The organism is Amycolatopsis suaedae (assembly GCF_004214935.1).
Taxonomy (GTDB): Bacteria; Actinomycetota; Actinomycetes; order Mycobacteriales; family Pseudonocardiaceae; genus Amycolatopsis; species Amycolatopsis suaedae.
Window position 1 is genome coordinate 43532 of sequence record NZ_SFCC01000004.1, and the last position, 22815, is coordinate 66346.

General features: G+C 72.0%; 22 protein-coding genes. 5 read left to right on the forward strand and 17 right to left on the reverse strand.

From position 1 onward, the window contains the following. Nucleotides 1-21: 21 nt before the first annotated feature. Nucleotides 22-1935 (forward strand): N-acetylmuramoyl-L-alanine amidase, encoded by a 1914-nt coding sequence (locus EWH70_RS08610; protein WP_130474771.1) that lies wholly within the window; start codon nucleotides 22-24, stop codon nucleotides 1933-1935. Here the strand turns inward: EWH70_RS08610 and tsaD are convergent. Genes tsaD through EWH70_RS08630 form a run of 4 tightly spaced genes read right to left on the reverse strand, consistent with a single transcriptional unit; the run spans nucleotide 1932 to nucleotide 4848 of the window. Then, nucleotides 1932-2978, reverse strand: a complete 1047-nt coding sequence (tsaD, locus tag EWH70_RS08615) for a tRNA (adenosine(37)-N6)-threonylcarbamoyltransferase complex transferase subunit TsaD (protein WP_130474772.1) — start codon at nucleotides 2976-2978, stop codon at nucleotides 1932-1934. The genes EWH70_RS08610 and tsaD overlap by 4 nt on opposite strands. Further along, on the reverse strand, nucleotides 2975-3460 hold the full coding sequence (gene rimI / locus EWH70_RS08620; protein WP_130474773.1) for a ribosomal protein S18-alanine N-acetyltransferase: 486 nt from the start codon (nucleotides 3458-3460) through the stop codon (nucleotides 2975-2977). Before rimI ends, tsaD begins: the two co-directional genes overlap by 4 nt. Beyond that, the gene (gene tsaB / locus EWH70_RS08625) at nucleotides 3457-4107 is read right to left on the reverse strand and encodes a tRNA (adenosine(37)-N6)-threonylcarbamoyltransferase complex dimerization subunit type 1 TsaB (RefSeq protein ID WP_130474774.1); all 651 of its coding nucleotides are present in this window, start codon (nucleotides 4105-4107) and stop codon (nucleotides 3457-3459) included. The genes rimI and tsaB overlap by 4 nt, the downstream gene beginning before the upstream one ends. 30 nt (nucleotides 4108-4137) lie before the next feature. Next, nucleotides 4138-4848 carry a FadR/GntR family transcriptional regulator gene (locus EWH70_RS08630; protein WP_130474775.1) on the reverse strand — a complete coding sequence of 237 codons (711 nt, stop codon included), beginning with the start codon at nucleotides 4846-4848 and terminating at the stop codon, nucleotides 4138-4140. A 136-nt stretch (nucleotides 4849-4984) separates the two neighbouring features. Here EWH70_RS08630 and EWH70_RS08635 point away from each other — a divergent pair, with 136 nt between their 5' ends. Genes EWH70_RS08635 through EWH70_RS08650 form a run of 4 tightly spaced genes read left to right on the forward strand, consistent with a single transcriptional unit; the run spans nucleotide 4985 to nucleotide 10394 of the window. Next, nucleotides 4985-6229 (forward strand): SLC13 family permease, encoded by a 1245-nt coding sequence (locus EWH70_RS08635; RefSeq protein WP_130474776.1) that lies wholly within the window; start codon nucleotides 4985-4987, stop codon nucleotides 6227-6229. A 22-nt stretch (nucleotides 6230-6251) separates the two neighbouring features. Then, nucleotides 6252-7691, forward strand: coding sequence for an acyl-CoA synthetase (locus tag EWH70_RS08640; RefSeq protein WP_130474777.1), 1440 nt, complete (start codon nucleotides 6252-6254; stop codon nucleotides 7689-7691). After that, the gene (locus EWH70_RS08645) at nucleotides 7684-8982 is read left to right on the forward strand and encodes a carboxyl transferase domain-containing protein (RefSeq protein WP_130474778.1); all 1299 of its coding nucleotides are present in this window, start codon (nucleotides 7684-7686) and stop codon (nucleotides 8980-8982) included. Before EWH70_RS08640 ends, EWH70_RS08645 begins: the two co-directional genes overlap by 8 nt. Continuing rightward, a complete protein-coding gene (locus EWH70_RS08650) occupies nucleotides 8979-10394 on the forward strand; it encodes an amidase (protein ID WP_240686881.1) in 1416 nt (471 codons plus the stop codon). The genes EWH70_RS08645 and EWH70_RS08650 overlap by 4 nt, the downstream gene beginning before the upstream one ends. A gap of 41 nt (nucleotides 10395-10435) precedes the next feature. Here the strand turns inward: EWH70_RS08650 and EWH70_RS08655 are convergent, their stop codons facing one another. Genes EWH70_RS08655 through EWH70_RS08715 form a run of 13 tightly spaced genes read right to left on the reverse strand, consistent with a single transcriptional unit; the run spans nucleotide 10436 to nucleotide 22801 of the window. Then, a complete protein-coding gene (locus EWH70_RS08655; RefSeq protein WP_130474780.1) occupies nucleotides 10436-10831 on the reverse strand; it encodes an NUDIX domain-containing protein in 396 nt (131 codons plus the stop codon). Continuing rightward, the gene (locus EWH70_RS08660; RefSeq protein WP_130474781.1) at nucleotides 10831-11523 is read right to left on the reverse strand and encodes an HAD family hydrolase; all 693 of its coding nucleotides are present in this window, start codon (nucleotides 11521-11523) and stop codon (nucleotides 10831-10833) included. The genes EWH70_RS08655 and EWH70_RS08660 overlap by 1 nt, the downstream gene beginning before the upstream one ends. A gap of 9 nt (nucleotides 11524-11532) precedes the next feature. Continuing rightward, on the reverse strand, nucleotides 11533-12012 hold the full coding sequence (tsaE, locus tag EWH70_RS08665) for a tRNA (adenosine(37)-N6)-threonylcarbamoyltransferase complex ATPase subunit type 1 TsaE (protein ID WP_165436209.1): 480 nt from the start codon (nucleotides 12010-12012) through the stop codon (nucleotides 11533-11535). Continuing rightward, on the reverse strand, nucleotides 12009-13094 hold the full coding sequence (locus tag EWH70_RS08670) for an alpha/beta fold hydrolase (RefSeq protein WP_130475148.1): 1086 nt from the start codon (nucleotides 13092-13094) through the stop codon (nucleotides 12009-12011). The genes tsaE and EWH70_RS08670 overlap by 4 nt, the downstream gene beginning before the upstream one ends. 38 nt (nucleotides 13095-13132) lie before the next feature. Then, nucleotides 13133-14260, reverse strand: a complete 1128-nt coding sequence (alr, locus tag EWH70_RS08675; RefSeq protein WP_130474783.1) for an alanine racemase — start codon at nucleotides 14258-14260, stop codon at nucleotides 13133-13135. A 27-nt stretch (nucleotides 14261-14287) separates the two neighbouring features. Continuing rightward, the gene (locus EWH70_RS08680) at nucleotides 14288-15373 is read right to left on the reverse strand and encodes an ABC transporter ATP-binding protein (RefSeq protein ID WP_130474784.1); all 1086 of its coding nucleotides are present in this window, start codon (nucleotides 15371-15373) and stop codon (nucleotides 14288-14290) included. After that, nucleotides 15373-16800: a xylulokinase gene (gene xylB / locus EWH70_RS08685; RefSeq protein WP_130474785.1), complete on the reverse strand. Its 1428-nt coding sequence runs from the start codon at nucleotides 16798-16800 to the stop codon at nucleotides 15373-15375. The genes EWH70_RS08680 and xylB overlap by 1 nt, the downstream gene beginning before the upstream one ends. A gap of 2 nt (nucleotides 16801-16802) precedes the next feature. Next, the gene (locus EWH70_RS08690) at nucleotides 16803-17801 is read right to left on the reverse strand and encodes a zinc-dependent alcohol dehydrogenase family protein (protein ID WP_130474786.1); all 999 of its coding nucleotides are present in this window, start codon (nucleotides 17799-17801) and stop codon (nucleotides 16803-16805) included. A gap of 4 nt (nucleotides 17802-17805) precedes the next feature. Beyond that, the gene (locus EWH70_RS08695) at nucleotides 17806-18603 is read right to left on the reverse strand and encodes a DeoR/GlpR family DNA-binding transcription regulator (protein WP_130474787.1); all 798 of its coding nucleotides are present in this window, start codon (nucleotides 18601-18603) and stop codon (nucleotides 17806-17808) included. Continuing rightward, nucleotides 18593-19636: an NAD(P)-dependent alcohol dehydrogenase gene (locus EWH70_RS08700; protein ID WP_205669070.1), complete on the reverse strand. Its 1044-nt coding sequence runs from the start codon at nucleotides 19634-19636 to the stop codon at nucleotides 18593-18595. The genes EWH70_RS08695 and EWH70_RS08700 overlap by 11 nt, the downstream gene beginning before the upstream one ends. Continuing rightward, nucleotides 19633-20487 (reverse strand): carbohydrate ABC transporter permease, encoded by an 855-nt coding sequence (locus tag EWH70_RS08705; RefSeq protein WP_130474788.1) that lies wholly within the window; start codon nucleotides 20485-20487, stop codon nucleotides 19633-19635. Before EWH70_RS08705 ends, EWH70_RS08700 begins: the two co-directional genes overlap by 4 nt. Beyond that, complete coding sequence (locus EWH70_RS08710; protein ID WP_240686882.1) at nucleotides 20484-21353, reverse strand: carbohydrate ABC transporter permease; 870 nt, start codon at nucleotides 21351-21353, stop codon at nucleotides 20484-20486. Before EWH70_RS08710 ends, EWH70_RS08705 begins: the two co-directional genes overlap by 4 nt. Then, nucleotides 21350-22801, reverse strand: coding sequence for an extracellular solute-binding protein (locus EWH70_RS08715; protein WP_130474789.1), 1452 nt, complete (start codon nucleotides 22799-22801; stop codon nucleotides 21350-21352). Before EWH70_RS08715 ends, EWH70_RS08710 begins: the two co-directional genes overlap by 4 nt. Nucleotides 22802-22815: the final 14 nt, after the last annotated feature.

The window sequence follows — 22815 nt, forward strand, 5'->3', positions numbered from 1 at the left end:
ACATCCCTGGGGGTAGGTCACATGGCCCGTCGTCCCGTGGTTCTGCTCGCCGCCGCGCTCGCCGCGGCAGGGCTGGTCCAGGCACCAGCCGTCGCCGAGACGTCCGACCGGCAACGCGCGTTCGCCGAGGCGGCGCGGGAGTTCGGCGTCCCGGAGCCGGTCCTGCTCGGCGTGTCGTACCTGCAGTCGCGCTGGGACGTCAACGGCGCGACCCCGAGCACGGCGGCGGGTTACGGGCCGATGCACCTGACCGACCTGCGCACGGCGGGTTCCGGAAGCCATCACGACGAGGGCGCCGAGGACCCGCGTGGCGACGACGCCCGCAAACCCCTGCGGCCCGAGGCCCCAGCCGCGCCGCCGGACGTGCCGAACCTGCAGACGCTGGACGAGGCGGCCCGGCTGACCGGCACGGATACCGCGGCACTGCGCGCCGACCCGGCGCAGAACATCCGCGGCGGGGCCGCGTTGCTGGCTCGCTACCAGCGGGATCTGGGCGGGAGCGGTTCGGACCCGGCCGCCTGGTACGGCGCGGTGGCACGGTACAGCGGCGCCACCGACACCGCTGCGGCCGCCGCGTTCGCCGACGAGGTGTTCGCCACCATCGGCACCGGCGCGGACCGCGTCACCGACGACGGCATGCGGGTGCGGCTCGCGCCGACGCCCGTCGCGCCGCGACGGGACCAGCTTGCCCGGCTGGGCCTGCGCGACACCGGCACCGGCCCGGTCGAGTGCCCCTCGGGGATCTCCTGCGAGTGGATTCCCGCGCCGTACCAGCAGTTGCCGGACAACGAGTACGGCAACCACGACAAGGCCAACCGGCCGCGGGACCAGAAGATCGACTACATCATCATCCACGACACCGAGGGCTACTGGGACGGCGTGCTGAAGCTCGTCCAGGACCCGACCTATGTCAGCTGGCACTACACGCTGCGCTCCGCCGACGGGCACATCGCGCAGCACGTGCCGACCAAGGACGTCGCGTGGCACGCGGGCAACTGGTACGTCAACTCGAAGTCGATCGGGCTGGAGCACGAGGGCTTCGCGGCCAAGGGCACCTGGTACACCGAGGCGATGTACCGCACGTCGGCGAAGCTGGTGCGGCATCTCGCGGCGAAGTACCGCATCCCGCTGGACCGCCAGCACATCCTCGGCCACGACAACGTGCCCGGCACCACGCCGCCGACCGTCAAGAACATGCACTGGGACCCGGGCCCGTACTGGGACTGGGCGCACTACTTCGACCTGCTCGGCGCCCCGCTCGGCCGTGCGGAGGAGCCGCCGTCGCGGCCGAACACCGGCATGGTGACGATCTCGCCGGACTTCGCCACCAACCGGCCGACGTTCACCGGCTGCGAGCAGGGCGTGCCGCTGTGCCCATCGCGCGGGTCGACGTCGGTGATCCTGCGATCCGAGCCGCGGCCGGACGCGCCGCTGCTGGCCGACATCGGGCTGCGGCCGGACGGTTCACCGTCGACCATGCACGTCTCCGACATCGGCAGCCGTGTCGACACCGGGCAGCAGTACGCCGTCGCCGAGGTTCGCGGTGACTGGACGGCCGTGTGGTACCTGGGCCAGAAGGGCTGGTTCCACAACCCCGGCGGCGCGACCGCCAAGCCCGCGCGCGGCATGGTGGTCACGCCGAAGCCGGGCAAGGCGTCGGTGCCGGTGTACGGCAGGGCCTACCCGGAGGCAGCGGCCTACCCGCCGGAGATCAAGCCGCAGGACATCGTGCCGCTGCAGTACACACTGCCGGCGGGCCAGCGCTACGCCGCGGGGCTGTCCACCGGCTCGGAGTACTTCTCGGCGACCACGTTCGACCCGGCGAACCACCGGGTGATCAAGGGCAAGACCCGGTACCTGCAGGTGCAGTTCGGGCACCGGGTGGCGTTCGTCAACGCCGACGACGTGCGGGTAATACCGTCGTTCGCTCCCTAGACGACGATCGTGTCCACGGGTAGCGCCGGGTTCGCCGAGATGTCCAAACCGGACGGTTTGCGGCCCGCCGCCACCACGTGGGCACCGAGCGCGGCGATCATCGCGCCGTTGTCGGTGCACAGCCGGGGCCGGGGCACACGCAGCTCGATACCGGCCTCGGCACAACGCTGGGCGGCCAGTGCCGACAGCCGCGAGTTGGCCGCGACACCGCCGGAGATGACCAGCGTGCCGATCCCGGACTCGGTGGCGGCGCGGACGGCCTTGGCGGTCAGCACGTCGGCGACGGCCTCCTGGAACGAGGCGGCGACGTCGGCGACCGGGATCTCCTCGCCACGCCGGCGCGCGCCCTCCACCCAGCGGGCGACGGCGGTCTTGAGGCCGGAGAAGGAGAAGTCGAACTTGGCATCCCTCGGCCCGGTCATGCCGCGCGGGAACGCGATGGCCTCCGGGTTACCGTCGGCCGCCGCCTTGTCGATCGGCGGGCCACCGGGGTAGGGCAGGCCGAGCAGCCGGGCCACCTTGTCGTACGCCTCACCGGCCGCGTCGTCCACAGTGGACCCGAGTTCGACGATTCCGGACGCGACGTCGTCCACCCGCAGCAGCTGCGAGTGCCCGCCGGACACCAGCAGCGCCAGGCACGGCTTGGGCAGCGGGCCGTGCTGCAGGGTGTCCACGGCGATGTGCCCGGCGAGGTGGTTTACGCCGTACAGCGGCACGTCCAGCGCCGCGGCGTAGGCCTTGGCAGCCGCGACGCCGACCAGCAGCGCCCCCGCCAGGCCAGGGCCGGCGGTGACCGCGATGGCGTCCACATCGGACAGCGTCAGCCCGGCCTTGGCGAACGCCCGCTCGGCCGTCGGGACCATGGCCTCCAGGTGCGCGCGGCTGGCTACCTCGGGCACGACACCGCCGAAGCGGGCGTGCTGCTCGACGCTGGAGGCGACCTCGTCGGCCAGCAGCTCGACGGTGCCGTCGTCGGCCAGGCGGACGAGGCCGACGCCGGTCTCGTCGCAGGAACTCTCGATACCCAGCACGATGCGGCTCATCGGGCGGCCTCCCCGGCGACGGCGACCGGTGGCCTGCCCATGGTGTAGGCGTCGGCACCGGAGGGTTGGTAGTAACGGCGGCGTACGCCGAGCTTGCTGAAGCCGTACTTCTCGTACAGCGCCAGCGCGACCGCGTTGTCCGTGCGGACCTCCAGGAAGACCGGCGCGCGTAGCTCGTCGGCCCGGTCCAGGATCGCCTCCAGCAGCAACGTGCCGATGCCGTTGCCCTGGTGGCGCGGGTCGACGCCGATGGTGTGCAGGCTGGCCTCGTACTCACCCGGCCTGCCCACGACAGCGAGCCCGGCGTAGCCGACGAGACCGGACATGGTGAACGCGCCGACGTAGTAGGCGCCGGAGTCCAGTTCGGCACGGAACGCCGCCGCGCTCCACGGGCTGTCGCCGGGGAAGAGCACCTTCTCGATCTCCACGCAGCGGCGGATGTCGCGGTGCCGCAAGGGTTTCAGCTCGACCTGCTCGGTCACGGCGTGGTCACCCGTTTCGGGGCGCCCGGCTCGACGGCGTCGGGCCTGCGCAGGTAGAGCGGGGTGAGCAGGTCCGGCGTCGCGCCGGACAGGAGCCGGCCGGCAGCGGCGCGGGCCAGGCCGGCCGGAGTCGGGTAGGCGGGCTCGGCGACCGTGCGGCCGACGGCCGGTGCCTGCTGCCCGGCGGCGACGCGGGCGGGGTCGTCGACGTCGGCGGGCGGCGACACCTCGGGGCCGCGGGTCCGCGTGCCGCCTGCGTCGTAGGCGGCCCAGTAGACCTCGCGGCGGCGGGCGTCGGTGACCACCAGGAACGGCTCGCCGGCGGTGACCTCGGCGGCGATGGCGTCCAGGCTGCACACCGGGTGGACCGGGATGCCGAGGCTGTGCCCGAGCGCGGCGGCCGTCGCCATTCCGGCACGCAGGCCGGTGAACGGCCCGGGGCCGACGCCGCACACCAGCGCGTCGAGCTCGCGCAGCGTCACCCCGGCCGACTCGGTGGCGGCCAGCAGGTGCGGGGTGAGCAGCTCACCGTGGGCCCGCGCGTCGATCGTCACCCGCTCGGCGAGCACGGTGACGCCGTCGGCGGACACGGTGACCACCCCCGCGGTGACCGCGGGAGTCGAGGTGTCTAGAGCCAGGACCAGCACGGTTGTCCAGCCTACGACCCGGCGTGCGGGCTACTCCTCCGGGTTCTCCGGATCCCACGAGAGCAGCCGCACCTTGGCGACGGTGCGCAGGTGACGGCGCATGGCCGCGGACGCCGCCCTGGGGTCACCGCGCAGGATGGCCTCCAGGATGCTGTGGTGCTGGGCCAGTGAGCGGCTAGGCCTGCCGGGCTGGTGCAGCGACTCGGCGCGGCTCTCAGCGATCTGCGTGGCGATCGAGGTCATGAACTCGGCCAGCAGCGGGTTGCGTGCGGCGGCGGTGATCGCGGCGTGGAACCGGCGGTCCCCTTCCTCGCCGTGCCCGCCGGTGGCGACCTCCTCGGCCATGTGCTCCAGCGCCGCCTCCATGGCACGCAGGTCCTCGCGGGTGCGGCGCTGCGCGGCCAGCTCGGCGAGCTTGGTCTCCACCGCCTCGCGGGCCTCCAGCACGTCGGGCAGCCTGCGACGGCGCTCCACGAGCTGTTCGACCGGCTCGGCGTCCAGGCTGGCGCTGGCCAGGTAGGTGCCGCCGCCGTGGCGGACCTCGACGATGCCCTGGACGTCCAGCACCACGATCGCCTGCTTGACCGACGCCCGGCTCACCCCGAGCCGCTGGGCCAGGTCACGTTCGGCGGGCAACTTGTCGCCCACCTCGAGGCCACTGTCGGCGACGTACTCGCGGATTCGCTCGACAACCTGCTCGTACAGCCGGGGCCGGGCCACGGGGCGCAGTGCGTCGGACACCGGTCGAGACTAACAGGGTTGACACACGTCACACCGGCCCGCAAAGTGGACTAGCCACTCAGCCACTAGTCCACTGATCCACTCATCCACTAGGCCAGTAGTCCACTGCCGGGGCAACCAACGACGGGAGCCGCCCATGTCGGCCGAGCTGATCTCGATCCTCGTTCTCGTGGTGATCTTCGTGCTCGCCACCACCCGGTCGATCAACATGGGCGTGCTGGCGTTCGCCGGGGCGTTCGGTGTCGGGACGCTGGTGGCCGGGATGGACGCGAAAGGGATCTTCGAAGGGTTCCCCGGCGACCTGTTCGTCGTGCTGGTGGGCGTCACCTACCTGTTCGCCATCGCCAGGGCGACCGGGACCACCGAGTGGCTGGTCCACGCGTCGATCCGGCTGGTCCGCGGCCGGGTCGCGCTCATCCCGTGGGTGATGTTCGGGGTGACCGGGGTGCTCACGGCGATCGGCGCGGTCAGTCCCGCCGCGGTCGCCATCGTCGCCCCGCTCGCGCTGGGGTTCGCCGCCCGCTACGACATCAAGCCGCTGCTGATGGGCGCCATGGTGGTGCACGGCGCGCAGGCCGGCGGGTTCTCCCCGATCAGCATCTACGGATCGACGGTCAACAGCATCGTCGACCGCGAGCACCTGGCTGGCAACGAGCTGGTGCTGTTCCTGGCCAGCCTCGGCGTCAACCTGGTGATCGCCGCGATCCTGTTCGTCGTGCTCGGCGGGCTGCGGCTGAGCCGCACCACCGCGCACACCGACGCCGAGCAGGCCGAGGTGCCCCGGCTGACCGCACCGCGGGTGGCGGTGCTGGCCGCGCTCGTGGTGCTGGTGGTCGCCGCGCTGGTGTTCGACCTGGACGTCGGGCTCACCGCCATCACGCTCGCCGTGCTGCTCAGCGTCGTCTGGCCGGACACCGGCCGGGCAGCGGTCGGCGAGGTCACCTGGCCGACGGTGCTGCTGATCTGCGGTGTGCTGACCTACGTCGGCGTGCTGCAGGAGATGGGCACCATCGACTACGCGGGCAACGCGGTCACCGGCGTCGGCGTTCCGCTGCTCGCCGCGCTGCTGCTGTGCTACATCGGCGCGATCGTGTCGGCGTTCGCGTCCTCGGTGGGCATCATGGGCGCGCTCATCCCGCTGGCCGTCCCGTTCCTCGCGCAGGGCACGGTCGGGCCGGTCGGCATGATCGCGGCGCTCGCGGTCGCCGCGACGGTCGTCGACGTCAGCCCGTTCTCCACCAACGGCGCGCTCGTGCTCGCCAACGCCAAGGACGTGGACCGCGACACGTTCTTCCGGCAGCTCATGGTCTACGGCGGCATCATGGTGGCCGTCGTCCCCGTCGCCGTCTGGCTGGCCCTGGTCGTCCCCGGCTGGGGCTGACCGGAACCCGAGGAGGTAACTGGTGCCCGAACGACTGTTCCCCGCGCTCGCCGCGCCGCCGGACAAAGAGGCCATCCGCTTCGGCGAACGGTCCCTTGACTACGCCGGGCTCGCCGAGGTGGCCGGCCGGCTGGCCAGGGAGCTTCCCCGGGGCGCCCGGGTGGCGGTGTGGGCGGCGGCGGAACTGGAGACGTGCGTGGCGGTCGTCGCGGCGCTGCTCGCCGGTGTCCCGGCCGTGCCGCTGAACCCGAAGGTCGGCGCCCGTGAACTGGAGCACATCCTGTCCGACAGCGAGCCCGCGCTGCTGCTCGCCGCGGCGGGTACCGAGGTGCCTGCCGCGCTGGCCACGGTGCCGCGGCTCGACGTCGACCTGACCCGCGGCCCGGCCGAGCCGCTGCCGGAGCCGGACCCCGAGGCGCCCGCGCTGATCGTCTACACCTCGGGCACCACCGGCCCGCCCAAGGGCGTCGTGCTCCCCCGTCGTGCCATCTCGTCCACTTTGGACGCACTGGAGGACGCCTGGCAATGGACCGGCGAGGACGTGCTGGTGCACGGCCTGCCGCTGTTCCACGTGCACGGCCTGATCCTGGGAGTGCTCGGCCCGCTGCGCCGCGGCGGCACCCTGCGTCACCTCGGCCGGTTCGACACCGGCGCACTGGCCGCCGAGCTGAACGGCGGCGCGACGATGATGTTCGGCGTCCCCACCATGTACCACCGCATCGCCGAACGGCTCGACGGCGGCGACCCGGAGCTGGCGTCCGCGCTGGGCCGGGCACGGCTGCTGGTGTCCGGTTCGGCGGCGCTGCCCGTCCACGACCACCAGCGCATCTCCGCGGCCACCGGCCAGCAGGTGGTGGAGCGGTACGGCATGACCGAGACCCTGATGAACACCAGCGTCCGGGCCGACGGCGAACGCAGGCCGGGCACGGTCGGCGTGCCGCTGCCGGGCGTCGAGTTGCGTCTGGTGGGCGACGACGGTGAGCCCGTCGAGGGCCCCGACGCGGTGGGCGAGATCCAGGTCCGCGGCCCCAACCTGTTCACCGAGTACCTCAACCGCCCCGACGCCACCGCGGCGGCTTTAGCGGGCGAAAGCTGGTTCCGGACCGGCGACGTGGCCACCCGCGACGCCGACGGTTACGTCCGCATCGTCGGGCGCAAGGCCACCGACCTGATCAAGAGCGGCGGGTACAAGATCGGCGCCGGCGAGATCGAGAACGCGCTGCTGGACCACCCCGGCGTCGCCGAGGTGGCGGTAACCGGCGAACCCGACCCCGACCTGGGCGAACGCATCGTCGCCTGGGTGGTGCCGGCGGCCGGGGCGCCGCTGCCCGAGGAGCGGGAGCTGGCCGACCACGTCGCCGGGCTGCTGTCACCGCACAAGCGGCCCCGGGTGGTCCGGTTCCTGGACGCCCTGCCCCGCAACGACATGGGCAAGGTGATGAAGCGAGCACTCGGTGGGTGAGTCCGCGCGGAGCCTGCTGACCGGCCTGGCCGCGGACTTCGCCGGCCTGCCCGACGACTCCGCACCGGACGATCCGATCGGCTGGCCGGGCTACCCCGAGTCGCGCGAACGGGCCGTCCGGGCGACCGGTGAGACCGAGTCTGTCCTGTGTGGCACCGGCACGGTCGGCGGGACGGCCGCGATGCTGGTGGCGTTCGAGTTCGGCTTCCTCGGCGGATCGGTCGGCGGCCGGACCGGTGCGCGGATCGAGGCGGCGTTCGACGAGGCCGTCCGGCGGCGGTTGCCGGTGGTGTCCCTGGTGGCGACCGGCGGGAGCCGGATGCAGGAGGGCATGCGGGCGCTGTCGCAGCTGCAGCGGATCGCCGGGGCGAGCACGCGGCACCGGGCGGCCGGGCTGGCGCAGCTGTCGGTGCTGCGGAACCCGACGACCGGCGGCGGCTGGGCCACGCTCGGTTCGGGTGGTGACGTGGTCGTCGCACTGGAGGGCGCGCAGGTCGGGTTCGCCGGGTCGCGGGTGCGCCCGCACGGCGACCACTCGGCCTACACCGCCGCCGCCCAGGTGGCCTGCGGATCGGCCGACGAGCTGGTCACCGAGGCCGACCTGCCGTCGGTGCTGGCCCACTGGCTGACCCTGCTGACCACTCCCGCCGCCCACGTCCCGCCGCCCGGCGGCTTTAGCGGGCTAAAGCCGGTTTCCGGCTGGGCCTCGGTACAGGCCGCCCGTGCTCCGGACCGGCCGAGGGCGAGGGCCTACCTGGACGCCTACCTCGACTCGTACCGCCTGGTCAGCGGCGACCGTTGTGGTGGCGTCGACGACGGCGTGCTGTGCGGGTTCGGCACCCGGGAGGGGGCGACGGTGGCGTTCGCCGCGCAGTGCGGCACTCCCACGACGGCCGCCGGGTTCCGCACCGCGGCGCGCCTGGTCGGGCTCGCCGACCGGCTGGGGATCCCGGTGCTGACCCTGGTGGACACGCCGGGCGCGGCCAACGACGCGGCCGCCGAGCGGGCCGGCATCGGCCCCGCGATCGGGCAGCTGTTCGGCGCGATCGCGGCCGCGCGGGTGCCGGTGACCAGCCTGGTGATCGGAGAGGGCGGGTCCGGCGGCGCGCTCGCGTTCGCCGCCCCGGGACGGACCTGGATGACGGCGGACAGCTACTTCTCGGTGACCTCGCCGGAGGCCGTCGCCGCGATCCTGAAGCTCGACCCGGCCGACGTGCCGTCGGTGGCAGACCGGCTGCGGCTGCGGCCGTGGGACGTGGTGGAACTCGGTGTCGCGGAGGGGATCGTGTGAGCGGGATCGTCGATGTCGACGCCACGGAGCTGGCCCGGCTGATCCGTGGCCGCGAGGTGTCCTGTGCCGAGGTGATGACGGCCTACCTCGACCGGATCGAGGCGTACAACCCCGCCGTCAACGCCATCGTCGCGTTGCGCGAGCGGTCCGTTCTGCTGGCCCAGGCCCGCGAACGGGACGACGAGCTGCGCGACGGCCGCTACCGCGGCTGGATGCACGGCTTTCCACTGGCGGTCAAGGACCTCGCCGCGGCGGCGGGGTTCCCGCTCACCCACGGCTCGCCGGTGTTCGCCGACCAGGTAGCCGAGGCCGACGACCTGTTCGTCCGGCGGATGCGCGACGCCGGCGCGATCGTCATCGGCAAGACCAACGTGCCGGAGTTCGGCTTCGGCTCGCACACCTACAACCCGGTGTACGGCGTGACCCGCAACCCGTACGACCTTTCCCGGACCGCGGGCGGCAGCAGCGGCGGCGCGGCGGCCGCCGTCGCGCTGCGGCTGCTGCCGGTGGCCGACGGGTCGGACTACCTCGGGTCGCTGCGTAACCCGGCCGCGTTCTGCAACGTGCTCGGACTGCGGCCGTCGGCGGGCCGGGTCCCGTCGCCGGGCTGGTTGCCGCAACTGAGCACGGCCGGGCCGATGGGCCGGACGGTGGCCGACGTCGCGGCGTTCCTCGGCGTGCTGGCCGGGCCGGCCCTGGAGGATCCGCTGTCGCTGGAGTCCGCGCCCGCGGAGACCGGCGAGCGGGACGTTCGCGGCACACGGGTGGCGTGGGTGGGCGACTGGCGCGGTTATCTGGCGACCGAACCGGGCGTGCTGGACGTCTGCCGCCGGGCGTGTGACGTGCTCGCCGGGCTGGGCTGCGTCGTCGAGGACGCCCTGCCGGACTTCGCACCCGAACGCGTGTGGCGGTCGGTGCTGGCGTGGCGGGCGTGGAACGCCGTCAGCAAGCTGGGGTCGCTGACCGCGGCGCAGGTGGACCAGCTCAAGCCGGAGCTTCGCTGGGAGCTGGACCGGGGCCGGGAGCTGACGGTCGACGAGCTGACGCTGGCCGTGGCCGAGCGCGACGCCTGGTACGCGGCGGTGCTCGAGCTGTTCGAACGCTACGACTTCGTGCTGGCGCCGAGCGCGCAGGTGTTCCCGTTCGACGTCGAGCTGACCTGGCCGAGGGAGGTCGGCGGCCGTGCGATGGACACCTACCACCGGTGGATGGAGACGGTCGCGCCCTGGTCGCTGGCCGGTGTCCCGGCACTCGGCATGCCCGCCGGCTTCGACGCCCGCGGGCTGCCGATGGGCGTCCAGCTGATCGGTCCGCCCCGCGCCGACCAGGCCGTCCTGCGCCTGGCCCACGCCTACGAGCAGGTCACCCACTACCCCACCGCCCACCCCCCGGAGCCGTCTTTAGCGGGCTAAAGCCGGTCCGGGGCGGGGTCAGGACCCGGCGGGAGGCGTCTTTAGCGCGCTAAAGCCAGCGTGGGGGCCAGCTGGGAGTGCTGCGGCGTGGGGAGGGCGTCGGGGGTGAACCAGTCCAGGCGGTCGAACTTGTGCGGCTCCCCGATGGCGACGGCGGCCGGGTCCACCCGGACCCGGAACACCACCGCCACCCAGTGCGACCCCGGCCGCAGCACGTTGCGCACCCCGGCGGTCTCCACCTCGAGCGCCTCGGCGCGGTACTCCTCCCGCACCTCGCGCGCGACGGCCGCCTCGAACGTCTCCCCGAACTCCAGCGCCCCGGCGCCGCAGTCCCACGTCCCCGGCTCGTCCCGCGCCCCGGCCGCCCGCCGCGCCAGCAGCACCCGGCCGGCACCGTCGTGGCACACGAACACCACCGACACCGACGGACCGTTCATCAGAAGTGCTCCAGCAGCTCGGGGAACTTCGCCAGCGTCAGCACCCCGGTGTCGCCGGCGTCCAGCTCGTCCGACTCCAGCACCCAGGTGTTGGCGTTCGGGATGAACACCGCCCCCAGCCCGGCCGCCCGCGCCGGCAGGATGTCCGACTTCGGCGAGTTGCCGATCATCCACGTCGACGCAAGCGGCAGGTCCAACGAGGCGGCCAGATCCCGGTACACCTCCACGTGCTTCTCCGCGACGATGTGCACCCCGCCGAAGTGGACCTCCAGGCCGGACGCCGCCAGCTTGCGCCGCTGCTCGTCCACCGCCCCCTTGGTCAGCACCAGCAGCCGGTGCCGCGCGGCCAGCTCGGCCAGCGTCTCGGCGACGCCGGGGATCAGCTCCGGCCGGTCGGTGATCAGCGCCGCCGCCAGCTGGTCCAGCCGCGCGATCTCCTCCGCGTTGGCAGGCCGGTTCCGCAGCCGCTCGACACAGTCACGCAGGCTCCGCAGGAACATCACGCTGCCGTAACCGTGCGTGACCGCGTTGGCGCGCTCGATGTCGTCCAGGATCGCCCGCACCCCGGCGCGGCCCAGCGTGGGGTCGGCCATCCAGTCCAGGAAGTCGTCGATGACCCGCTCGAACAGGATGTTGTTCTCCCAGAGCGTGTCGTCGGCGTCGAAGATCAGAACCTGCGCGTCTCGCCTCACGGCCGCAGGCTAACCACCCGAACGGCCCGATGCCGACTGGATTTCCTGAACCCGCGAAACCCACGAACCGTGCGGCTCCAGCCGGACCTCCCGCACGTCGTCCTCCCGCCGGTCCAGCCGCACGACCAGGTGATCCGGCGACAGCCGCTCGGCGCTGCCCTCGCCCCACTCGACGACGACGGCCGCCGCCTCCAGGTCGGTGTCCAGGTCCAGGTCGTCCAGCTGCGCCAGGTCGCCGCCCAGCCGGTACGCGTCGACGTGCACCAGCGGTACACCACGCTCCCCGGCCGGGTGCGTCCGCGCCAGCACGAACGTCGGCGAGCTGACCCGCCCGGACACGCCGAGCCCGGCCGCGATCCCCCTGGTCAGCACGGTCTTACCGGCCCCGAGCGGACCGGCGAGCAACACCAGGTCGCCCGCCCGCAGCAGCGTGCCGAGCCGCCTGCCGAACTCGACGGTCTCCTCGGGGGTGGACAGCAGCAACGTCATCGGGTGAACCACCGCCAGCGTCGTCGGGACGAGGTGTCACCGTCCACGCCGGCGCACCGTTGCAATAAATCGATCAGGTGACTGTTGACCAGCTCCGGCTGCTCAAGCTGCACCATGTGACCGGCGCCGCGCACCCGCAGGAACTCGGCGTCGGGAAGCTCGGCGGCGATCCGCTCGGCGTGCGACAGCGGCGTGATCCGGTCGGTGTCACCGCCGACGACCAGCACCTGCGCGTGCTTGAGCCCGGCCAGCGCCGCGTACCGGTTGTGGCTGCCCAGCGTGTCGACGAAGTTGACCAGCCCGGACACCGGCGTGACCTCCAGCATCTCCAGCATGAAGTCCACGATGCGGGGGCTCACGTCGCGGTTGCCGAACGCCAGCCGCCGCACCGCCTGCCGGGTCAGCTGCCCACCGGCGGCACGGACGAACTCGACCAGGCCCGGCTGCCACTCGGCCAGTTCCCCCACCCCGCGGGTCAGCGGGTTGTACTTCGACAGCAGGCTGCGCGGCAGCCCCCGCGCGCCGACCTCGCCCGCGGCCGTGGCGATCAACGCGACACCGGGAACGCGGTCGGCGAACAGCTCCGGGTGCCGCTGCGCCAGCTCCATGATCACCATGCCACCCATGGAGTGTCCGATGAGGACGATCGGCCCGTCCGGCGCGACCGCCCGCACCACGGCGTGGGTGTCCTCGGCCAGCTGCTCGATCGTGCTGGTCTCCTTCGACGCGGCACCGGACAGTCCGTGGCCGCGGTGGTCGAAGTACACCTGCCGCACCCGGGGCAGCCGCAGCGCCGCCAGGTCGCGCCGCTGGAAGTGGAAACATCGCTGGGACAACGCGAACCCGTGCACGCCGACGACGGTGAGCGCCGGCTTGCCACCACCGGCCGGGTCCACTTCGGACACCGCGAGCGGGGTTCCGTCGTCGGCGGCCACAGTGGACACCCGGTCGGCCTTCAGGTTGCCCAGCGGTTCGTCGACGTAGGGGTCCTCGCGCTTGTGCCGCTGCTGGGTGGCGACCGCGATGGCCGCTGCCGCGGTTCCGGTGACGACGGCACCCACTCCGCCGGCGATCGCGAGCAGCCGCCGCGACGGGCGCCAGCCTGCCTGCGGTGGCTCGGTCACGGGGTACCCCCGACGTACCGGCGGGCGACGCGCGGCCGGTACATGCCGGTGACGATCTCGTAGTCGATGGTGCCCAGCGTGTCGGCCCATTCGCGGGCCGTCGGCTCGCCGAGCGTGCCGTCGCCGAACAGCACCACCTCGGCGCCGACGTCGGGTTCGTGGTCACCGCAGTCGACGACGAACTGGTCCATGCAGATCCGCCCGGCCACCGGGCGGCGGGCGCCGTCCAGCCACACCGACATCCGCCCGGACAGCGACCGCGGAACGCCGTCGGCGTACCCGGCCGGCACCAGTGCCAGCGTGGTGTCCCTGGTCGCGGTCCAGGTGTGGCCGTAGGACACCGACTCACCGGCCGGAACGCGCCTGGTCAGCACCACCGAGGACCGGAACGTCATCACCGGGCGCAGATCCTCGGCCTGCGGCACCGGGTTCAGCCCGTAGACGGCGATACCCGGCCGCACGAGGTCGAAGTGCAGGTCCGGCCGGGTGAGCGTGGCGGCCGAGTTCGCCAGGTGCCGCATCGGGTCCAGTCCGGCCTCGCGGGCGACGCGGTGCGCGTCGGCGAACCGCGCGGCCTGCGCGTCGATCGACGGGTGTCCCGGCTCGTCGGCGCAGGCCAGGTGCGACCACATGGCCACGACCTGCACGCCCGGCTCGGCCGCGGCCGCCTTGACCAGGTGTGGCCACGTCTCGGGCGGGCAGCCGTTGCGGGCGAGACCGGTGTCGATCTTCAGGTGCACCCGCGCCACCCGCCCGGCCGACGCCGCCGCGGCACTCACCCTGGCCAGCTCGCCGGGCGAGCTGACCGACAGGTCCACCCCGGCGGCGACCCCGGCCGCGAAGTCCGCTGCCGGAGTGTCCAACCAGGACAGGATCGGCGCGGTGATCCCCTGCTCACGCAGGGCGAGAGCCTCGTGGACGGACGCGGTACCCAGCCAGGTGGCACCGGCGTCCAGTGCGGCCCGCGCGACGGGCAGGGCACCGTGGCCGTAGCCGTCGGCCTTGACCACGACCATCGTCGCGGCCCCGGACGCGGCGGCCCGCCCGGCGAGCAGCGCGACGTTGTGCCGCACGGCCCGCAGGTCGACGACGGTTTCAGCGCGAATCGGCAGGTCGACGTTCATGACCTGCCGATTTTCCCACAGGTGGCGCTACAACCGGTCGCCGGTGGTGGCGGAGAACACGTGCAGCTCGTCCGGGCGGATCCGGAAGTGCAGCGTCTCGCCCATGGCGGGCGGGGTGCGCGGGTCGACCCTGGCGACGACCGTGGTGCCCGCCTCCGGGTCGTCACCGGCGAGCTTGCCGTAGCAGTAGGCGTCCGAGCCCAGCTCCTCGACCAGGTCGGCCTTGACCGCGATGGTCCCCTCGCCCTCCTCGGCGACCTCCAGCGACTCGGGCCGGAAGCCGACCTTGACCGAACCGTCGTCGGCCTTGGCCACCAGGTCGCGCGGCAGGGCGACGGTGGCGCCGCCGAACATCGCGTCGTTGCCGCTCAGCCGCGCGGTGGCGATGTTCATGGCCGGCGAGCCGATGAACCCGGCGACGAACACGTTGGCGGGCCGGTCGTACAGCTCACGAGGGCTGGCGCACTGCTGGAGCACGCCGTCGAGCAGAACGGCGACCCGGTCGCCCATGGTCATGGCCTCGACCTGGTCGTGCGTGACGTACACGGTGGTGACACCGAGCCGCCGCTGCAGCGCCGCGATCTGGGTACGGGTCGACACCCGCAGCTTCGCGTCCAAATTGGACAGCGGCTCGTCCATCAGGAACACCTGCGGCTCCCGCACGATGGCCCGGCCCATGGCGACCCGCTGCCGCTGACCGCCGGACAGAGCCTTCGGCTTGCGGTCGAGGTACTGCTCGATGTCGAGGAGCTTGGCCGCCTCGGCGACCCGCTTCTGGATCTCCGCCTTCGGCTTGCCCGCGATCTTCAGCGCGAAGCCCATGTTCTGCGCGACGGTCATGTGCGGGTACAGCGCGTAGTTCTGGAAGACCATGGCGATGTCGCGGGAGCGCGGGGGCAGCTGCGTGACGTCGCGGTCACCGATCCAGACCGAACCCTCGTCGACGTCCTCCAGGCCGGCGAGCATCCGCAGACTGGTCGACTTGCCGCAACCGGAGGGGCCGACAAGGACGAGGAACTCTCCGTCGGAGATCTCCAGGTCCAGACCATCCACGGCGGGGCGGTCCGCGCCGTCGTAGCGGCGGGACGCCTTCTCGTAGGTGATAGTCGCCATCAACTGTCCTTCCTCAACTCCTCGGCATGCACGCGAGTGCGTGCGGCGTCGTGCCGCTGCCGGACCTCCTGCCCAACTCTGCTGTTCAACTCGTCAGGAGGCAAGACTTTCTCAGCACCCCGGGTCTGCCAGACTGGTGGGCGCGGGCCGCCGGACAGTGCCCACGCCGCCTGCCGCGCGGCGCCGATCGCCACGTATTCGGCGGGTTCGGGCACGACGACGGGCACGCCGAACACGATCGGCGCGACCGCCCTGACCCCGGCGGACTGCGCCGCGCCGCCGGTCAGCAGTACCCTGCGCGGCGTGATCCCGTGATCGCGGACGGCGTCCAGACCGGCCGCCAGACCACACAGCATGCCTTCGACGGCGGCGCGTGCGACGTTGGCCGGAGTCAGGTTGTCCCTGCGCAGGCCCAGCAGCGAACCGGTGGCGCCGGGCAGGTTCGGGGTGCGCTCGCCGTCCAGATAGGGCAGCAGCGTCAGCCCCGCCGCACCCGGCTCAGCGGTCTGGACCAGTTGGTCCAGACCAGCGAGGTCGACGCCGAGCAGCTCCGCGGTCGCGGTGAGCACCCGTGCCGCGTTGAGCGTGCACGCCAGCGGCAGGAACCGGCCGGTGGCGTCGGCGAACCCGGCGACCACGCCGCTCGCGTCGGCGGGTGCCGTGGCGCTGACGCCGAACACCGTGCCGCTGGTGCCCAGCGAGACGACGACGTCGCCCTCGGCCAGCTCCAGCGCGAGCGCGGCGGCCATGTTGTCGCCCGTGCCCGCGGACACCAGCATGCCGCCGTCGGTGTGCCCCGCGGGCTCCGCCGGGCCGAGCACGGCGGGCAGCGCGGGCTCGCGGCCACGCATCGCCAGCCGCAGCAGGTCGCCGCGGTAGGCGTTCTTACCCGGTGAGAAGTAGCCGGTTCCCGAGGCGTCGCCGCGGTCGGTGACCGGGTCGCCGGAACCGAGCAGCCGCCAGGTCAGCCAGTCGTGCGGGAGCAGTACCCGGGCGACCCGGTCGGCCGCCTCGGGCTCGTTGTCGGCCAGCCAGCGCAGCTTGGTGACCGTGAAGCTGGCGACCGGCACCGACCCCGTGGCGTCCGCCCACTCCGCGGGGCCGCCCAGGTCGGCGACGAGATCCTCGGCCGCCCCGGCCGAGCGGGTGTCGTTCCACAGCAACGCGGGCCGCACCACCGCGCCGCTCTCGTCGAGGGTGACCATGCCGTGCTGCTGACCGGCGACTCCGATGGCCGCGACACCGTCGAGCAGGCCGGACGACGCCCGGGTGAACGCCGCCCACCAGTGCTCCGGGTCGACCTCGGTGCCGTCCGGGTGGTCGGCGCGGGCCTGCCGGACCACCCTGCCGGTGGCGGCGTCACAGACCACGATCTTGGTCGACTGGGTCGACGAGTCGACTCCGGCGACGAGCGTGGTTGTGTCCATGGTCACGAGCCTGGCCGTACTTGCAGCTTTCGTCCAGTACTTGCGCGAAACATGTCCACTGCTTGCAGGTAATTGTTCAGTGACATGGCGTGACTGATCATCGTGTCGGCGTCCACGACACCTCGTCCCATCAGCTCGACCGCCCGTCCGTAGCTGTGCAGCACGGCCATGCTGCCGACCATCGTGATCTCGTCGTTGTACAGCCGGAACGGCGAGAACGACGCCATCGCCTCTGCCGGCGCGACACCGAACTGCTGGTATGTACCACCGCGGCGGACCCGGGTCAGCGCGTCCTCGATGGCGGCGACGACCCCGGTGCAGTCGATCACGACCTCCCAGCCCGCCGGCCGGTCCAGGTCGTCGGCGCTGGTCGCGGTGGCGTCGGCGCCGAGCTTCGCCGACGTCGCCAGGCGGTCGGTGTTGAGGTCCACCACGGAGACCGACCCGGCGCCGGCGGTGCGGGCCAGTTGCTGCATGAGCAGGCCCATCGTTCCGGCGCCGTAGATCAGGTAATGCTCACCGAGCCGGCGCGGCAGCAGGTCGAAGCCCCGCACCGCGCAGGACAGCGGCTCGATCAGCGCGGCCTGCCGCACGTCGACACCCTCGGGCAGCCGGTAGCAGTTCTCCGCCGGCGCCAGCGCGTACTCGGCGCAAGCGCCGTTCGTGGTAACGCCGATGGCGTTCCAGTTCTCGCACAGGTTTCCCTTGCCGATCGCGCAGAAGTGGCACTTGCCGCAGAACAGCGACGGGTCGACGGCGACCAGGTCGCCCTCCGCCAGCGTCCCGACCCCGGCGCCGAGCGCGACCACCGTCCCGGCGAACTCGTGGCCGGGCACGATCGGGTAGGGCGTCGGCGCGAACTCGCCGTCGATGATGTGGATGTCGGTCCCGCAGATCCCGCAGGCCGACACCTCGACGACGACCTGACCGGGACTCGGCGCCGGATCGTCCACAGTGGATACCTTGATCTCGCCTGGCTGCTCGATGACTACCGCACGCACCGGATCACACCTCTTTCACCGCAACGGTTTCCACTGTCGTTCCCAGCTCACGCATGGCGTCGACCTCGTCGGCCGGGGTCTTCTCGTCGGTGACGACGAGGGCGAAGTCGCCCGCGTCGCCGTGTGCGTAGGTGGCCGTGCGGCCGAACTTGGTGTGGTCGACGACCAGCACCGGACGGTTCACGCTGGCCAGCATCGCGGTCTTCAGGTCGGCGTAGTCGCGTACCGGGTGGTACAGCCTGCCACCGGCGACGGCGGTCACCGAGACGAAGCCGACATCGGACCGCATCCGCTCCAGACCCGCCAGCACGTCGGGGCCGATGCACGAGTCGAACTCCGTGTAGCGGCCGCCGAGCAGGATCACCTCGGTGCCCTCGGCGGGGCCCTCGCCGACGATCCGCGCGACCGTCAGCGAGTTGGTGATGACCACGAGATGGTCCACTCTGGACAGCCGGTTCGCGAGCGGGAACAGCGTGGTGGAGTCGTCGAGGAAGACCGTCTGGCCACTGTGGACCTCGGCGGCGGCGCGTTCGCAGAGTGCCTCCTTGTAGGGCAGGTTCAGGCCCTCCCGGAAGCGCTTGGCGGTCTCCATGGTCAGCGCCGGGTACGCGGCGACCTTGCCACGCAGCTTGCGCAGCAGCCGGCGGGCGGCGAGGTCGTCGAGGTCGCGGTGCATGGTCATCAGGCTCACGCCGAAGGACTCGGTGAGGTCGTCGATGCGGACCTCGCCCAGCTCGATCACCTTGCGCAGCACGTCCTGGCGGCGCTGTTCGACGGCGGCGTCGGACGGTCTAGGCGACACGGGAGACCTGCGGCAGCACGACGGGCTTGATCACCTTCGGATCGCGGGCGGCGACGGTGAGGGCGTCGGTCACCTGGTCCAGACCGAACCGGTGGGTGACCAGGCGGTCCAGGTCGACGTCACCGCCCGCGGCCAGCGCGATGGCGGTCGGCCAGGTGTTGGCGTAGCGGAACGTACCGGTGACCTCCAGCTCGTTGCCCTGCACGTGGGCCAGCGGCAGCGGGATCTCGTCGCCGCCCATGCCGATCAGGACCACCCGCCCGGCCTTGCCGACGGCGCGGATGGCCGGTCCGATGGCGGCCGGCACGCCCGAGCACTCCAGCAGCACGTCGGGTTCGAAACCGGTGTCGGCGATGGCTTCGGCCGACACGTCGACGGTGCCGGTCGCGCCCAGTTCGGCGGCGACCGCGAGGCGTTCGGCGTTGACGTCGGTGACCACGACCTCGGTGGCGCCGAACGCGCGGGCGGCCTGGGTGGCGACCAGCCCGATCGGCCCGGCGCCGGTGATCAGCACCCGGGCGCCGGGGCCGACCGTCGCCTTGCGGCAGGCCCACACCCCGACCGACAGCGGTTCCAGCAGACCCGCGGCCTCGTCGGACAGCTCGTCGGGGACGGCGTAGGCGAAGTCCTCGCGCAGCGTCACGTACTGGCAGAACGCGCCGTCGATCGGCGGAGTGCCGAAGAACCGCATCTGCGGACAGAGGTTGTACTGGCCGATGGTGCACTGCGTGCAGGTTGAGCACGGCACGCCGGGTTCGAGCGCGACACGCTGGCCGATCTCGTGGCTGTCCGCGTCGGCTCCCCTGGCCACGACGACGCCCGCGGGCTCGTGCCCGAGCACGAGCGGCTCGCGGACGACGAAGTCGCCGATGCGGCCGTGTTCGTAGTAGTGCACGTCCGACCCGCAGGTGCCCACGGCGGTGACCTTGATCAGCACCTCGTCCGGCGCGGGCACGGGTACCGGCCGTTCCTCGGTGACGATGTCGTGCACGCCGTTCAGCACGGACACCTTCATGGTCTGGGGGATCCTCATTCTCCGGTCACCGCTCCCAACGTCAGTCCAGTAACGAGCCAGCGCCGCACGGCCAGTCCGGCGGCGATCATCGGCACCACCACTATGGTGCCGATGGCCGTGAGCTGGCCCCAGTCGATGCCGGTCTGGGTGACCAGCTGGTCGGCCGCGATGGGCAGCGTCTGCGAGTCGGGGCCGCTGAACACCAGCGCGAACGCGTAGTCGTTCCAGGAGAACACCAGGCACAGCACGAACGTGGTGACCAGACCGGATTTCGTCAGCGGAAGCACGACGTGCCGGAACGCCTGCCAGCGGCTGCACCCGGCGACCAGCGCCGACTCCTCGACCGACGGCGGGACCTCGGCGAAGAACGCGCTCATCAGCCAGATGGCGAACGGCAGGTTGAACGTCAGGTACGCCAGCACGAGGCCGGGGATGCTGTCGATCAGCCCGGCGCCGCGGAACAGCAGGAACAGGGGCAGCACCACGGCGGCGATCGGGGCCATCCGGGTGGAGATGATCCAGAACGCGACGTGTTTCTTACCGCGCATGCGGGTGGTGGCGAGGCCGTAGCCTGCCAGCGCGCCGAGCGCAACCGCCAGCACCGAGGAGATGCCACTTGCCAGGACGCTGTGCAGGATGTATGGCGCGAGGTTGTTGGCGCCGCTGAACAGGCCGGCGTAGTTGTCCAGCGTCGGTTCGAACAGCAACGTCGGGTCGGGCGAGGTGACGTCGGCTTCGTTCTTGAAGGACGACAACGCCATCCAGGCCAGCGGAACAATCGTCCACAGTAGACCGAGGCCGACGATGAGGCGGTAGGCCAGGCGGGCGCGGGCGGGGCTGCGGTCGACGGGCATGCTGTGTTTCGTCATCGGGTCAGCCCCTTCTTGTCCAGCAGGCGGACGAACGTGCGCGCGATGACGATGGAGACGGCCAGCATCACCAGGCCGATGACGGCGGCGTAGCCGAGGTCGAAGAACCGGAACGCCGTCTCGTACAACCGGATCGGGACGACCTTCGTGGCGTCGGCCGGTCCGCCGTTGGTGGTGACGGCGATGATGTCGAAGTAGCGGATGGCGTCCATCGAGCGGATCAGCAGCGCGACCAGCAGGACGTTCGAGATCGACGGCAGGATGATGTGCCGCAGGTTGCTCCAGCCCGTCGCGCCGTCGAGGGCGGCGGCCTCGCGGACGCTGGCCGGCACGGAGGTCAGCCCGGCCAGTGTGATCAGGGTGATGAGCGGGGTCCACTGCCAGATGTCCATCGCCGCCACGGCGAGGAACGCGCTGGTGCCGCCGCCGAGGATGTCGTCCTCGTACCCGACGAGCCTGCCCAGCCAGGCGTAGAGGCCGAACGTCGAGTCGGTGAGGAACCGGCCGAGCAGGCCGACGATCACCGGCGCGACGAACATCGGCAGCAGGAACAGGCTGAGCAGGACGTTGCGGGCCTTGATCAGCTTCCACAGGCACAGCGCGAACACCAGGCCGAGCAGCATCTCCATGCCCACGGTCAGCACGAAGAAGACGATGGTGCGCAGCCACTGCACACCCATGTCGACGTCGGTGAAGAACCGTCCCCAGAACTCCAGCCCCGCCCACTCGAACGCGACGCCCCCGAGCAGCTTTAGCCGGGAAAAGCTCATCGCGATGACGGTGAATAGCGGGATGAACGACAGCGCGGCGAGCAGGAGCAGGCCGGGCGCCATCATTCGCCCGCTAAAGCCGATTCGCCTGATCACGACGTCCACCCCCTGGCGACGATGCGGTCGATCCGGGTGGTCGCGGCCCGCATGGCCTCGGCGGGGGTCGAGTCACCGGCGAGCATCCTGGACAGCTCGGTGTAGATGGCCGTGTCGCACTCGTTCCACATGGGGATCTTGGGCCGCAGTCCGATGTTGGCCGGCTCCCACGCGGTGCGGACGGCCGGTGCGGTGAGGATGTTGGGCATCTCGCTCGGCCGCTGTTCGGCGCGTCTGACCTCGGGCAGGTCGTAGACGGACTGCCGGGTGGGTGTCCCGCCACCGGCACTGGACTTCAGGCCGTCCAGCTGCGTTTGCGGCGAGGTGGCCCAGAGGACGAACAGCCAGGCGGCCATGCGCTGGTTAGGCAGGGTGTTGCCGCTGATGCCGATGCCGCAGCCGCCGTAGTGATTCGCGGAGCGAACCGGCCCTTTCGGCAGCGGAGCGTAACCAAACGCGCCAGGTATGGCCTTCTCGTTGGCCGCGGCGTACTCGTGCCAGTTGACGCACATGGCAACACGGCCGGAGCTCAGCGCCGGGGCGAGGCCGTTCCAGTCCCAGGTCTTCGACGACGGGTCGGCCACCGCGAGCAGCCGCTGGTAGAACTCGGCGGCGGCGATCGCGGCGTCGCTGCTCAGCTGGCACGGGCCGGGATCGACGGTGCCGATGCGGCCGACGGCCTCGCCGCCCGCGAAGTAGTCACCGCCGAAGGCCCACAGGACGTTGGAGAAGTCGCACATCAGCGAGTCGTGCTGCTTGGCCTGCTGGCCGGTGCCGAACGCGACGTCGTCGGTGTTGTCGTTGAACCAGGCCGCGATCCGGTAGTACTCCTCCCAGGTGCGCTGCGGGCCGGGCGTCGGGTCGAAGCCGAGGTCGGCGGCCATCCGGGCACCGTGCTTGGCGAACAGGTCGGCGCGGTACTGCCAGATCATCGTCGGGCAGTCGTAGGGCAGGGCGAAGATCTTGTCGGCGTCGGCGAACCGGCCCGCGGCGTCGAGCTGGGTCGGGATGAAGTCGGCGAAACCGCCCTGCAGCGGGGGAAGATCCGGCTGGCCGGCGAGTTCGCGCAGGTCGACGAGGCCCTTCGAGTAGGGCGCGAGCACCTGGTACGGGTCGGCGTAGATGACGTGGTACTGCGACTCGCCGCCGGCGAGGTCGAGCGCGACCTTCTGGACCATGGCCGACAGCTCCAGGGTCACGATGTTGACGTTGATGCCGGTCAGCTCGGTGAACGGGCGCAGGTTGGCGGCGATGGCCGCGGTCGGCGCGGTGTTCTCGGAGATCAGGTTCAGCGTGGTGCCTGCGAACTGGCGCCAGCGATCGTCGGTGGCGATCCGGGCCGCGTCCTGCCTGCCGCCGCAGGCGGCGAGCAGCCCGGCCGCGCCACCCAGTGCCCCCATGAGGGCGGTCCTGCGGCCGAAGCCCCGTCGCGGGCTGGGTGCCGTCATTGGCTCCTCCAAGT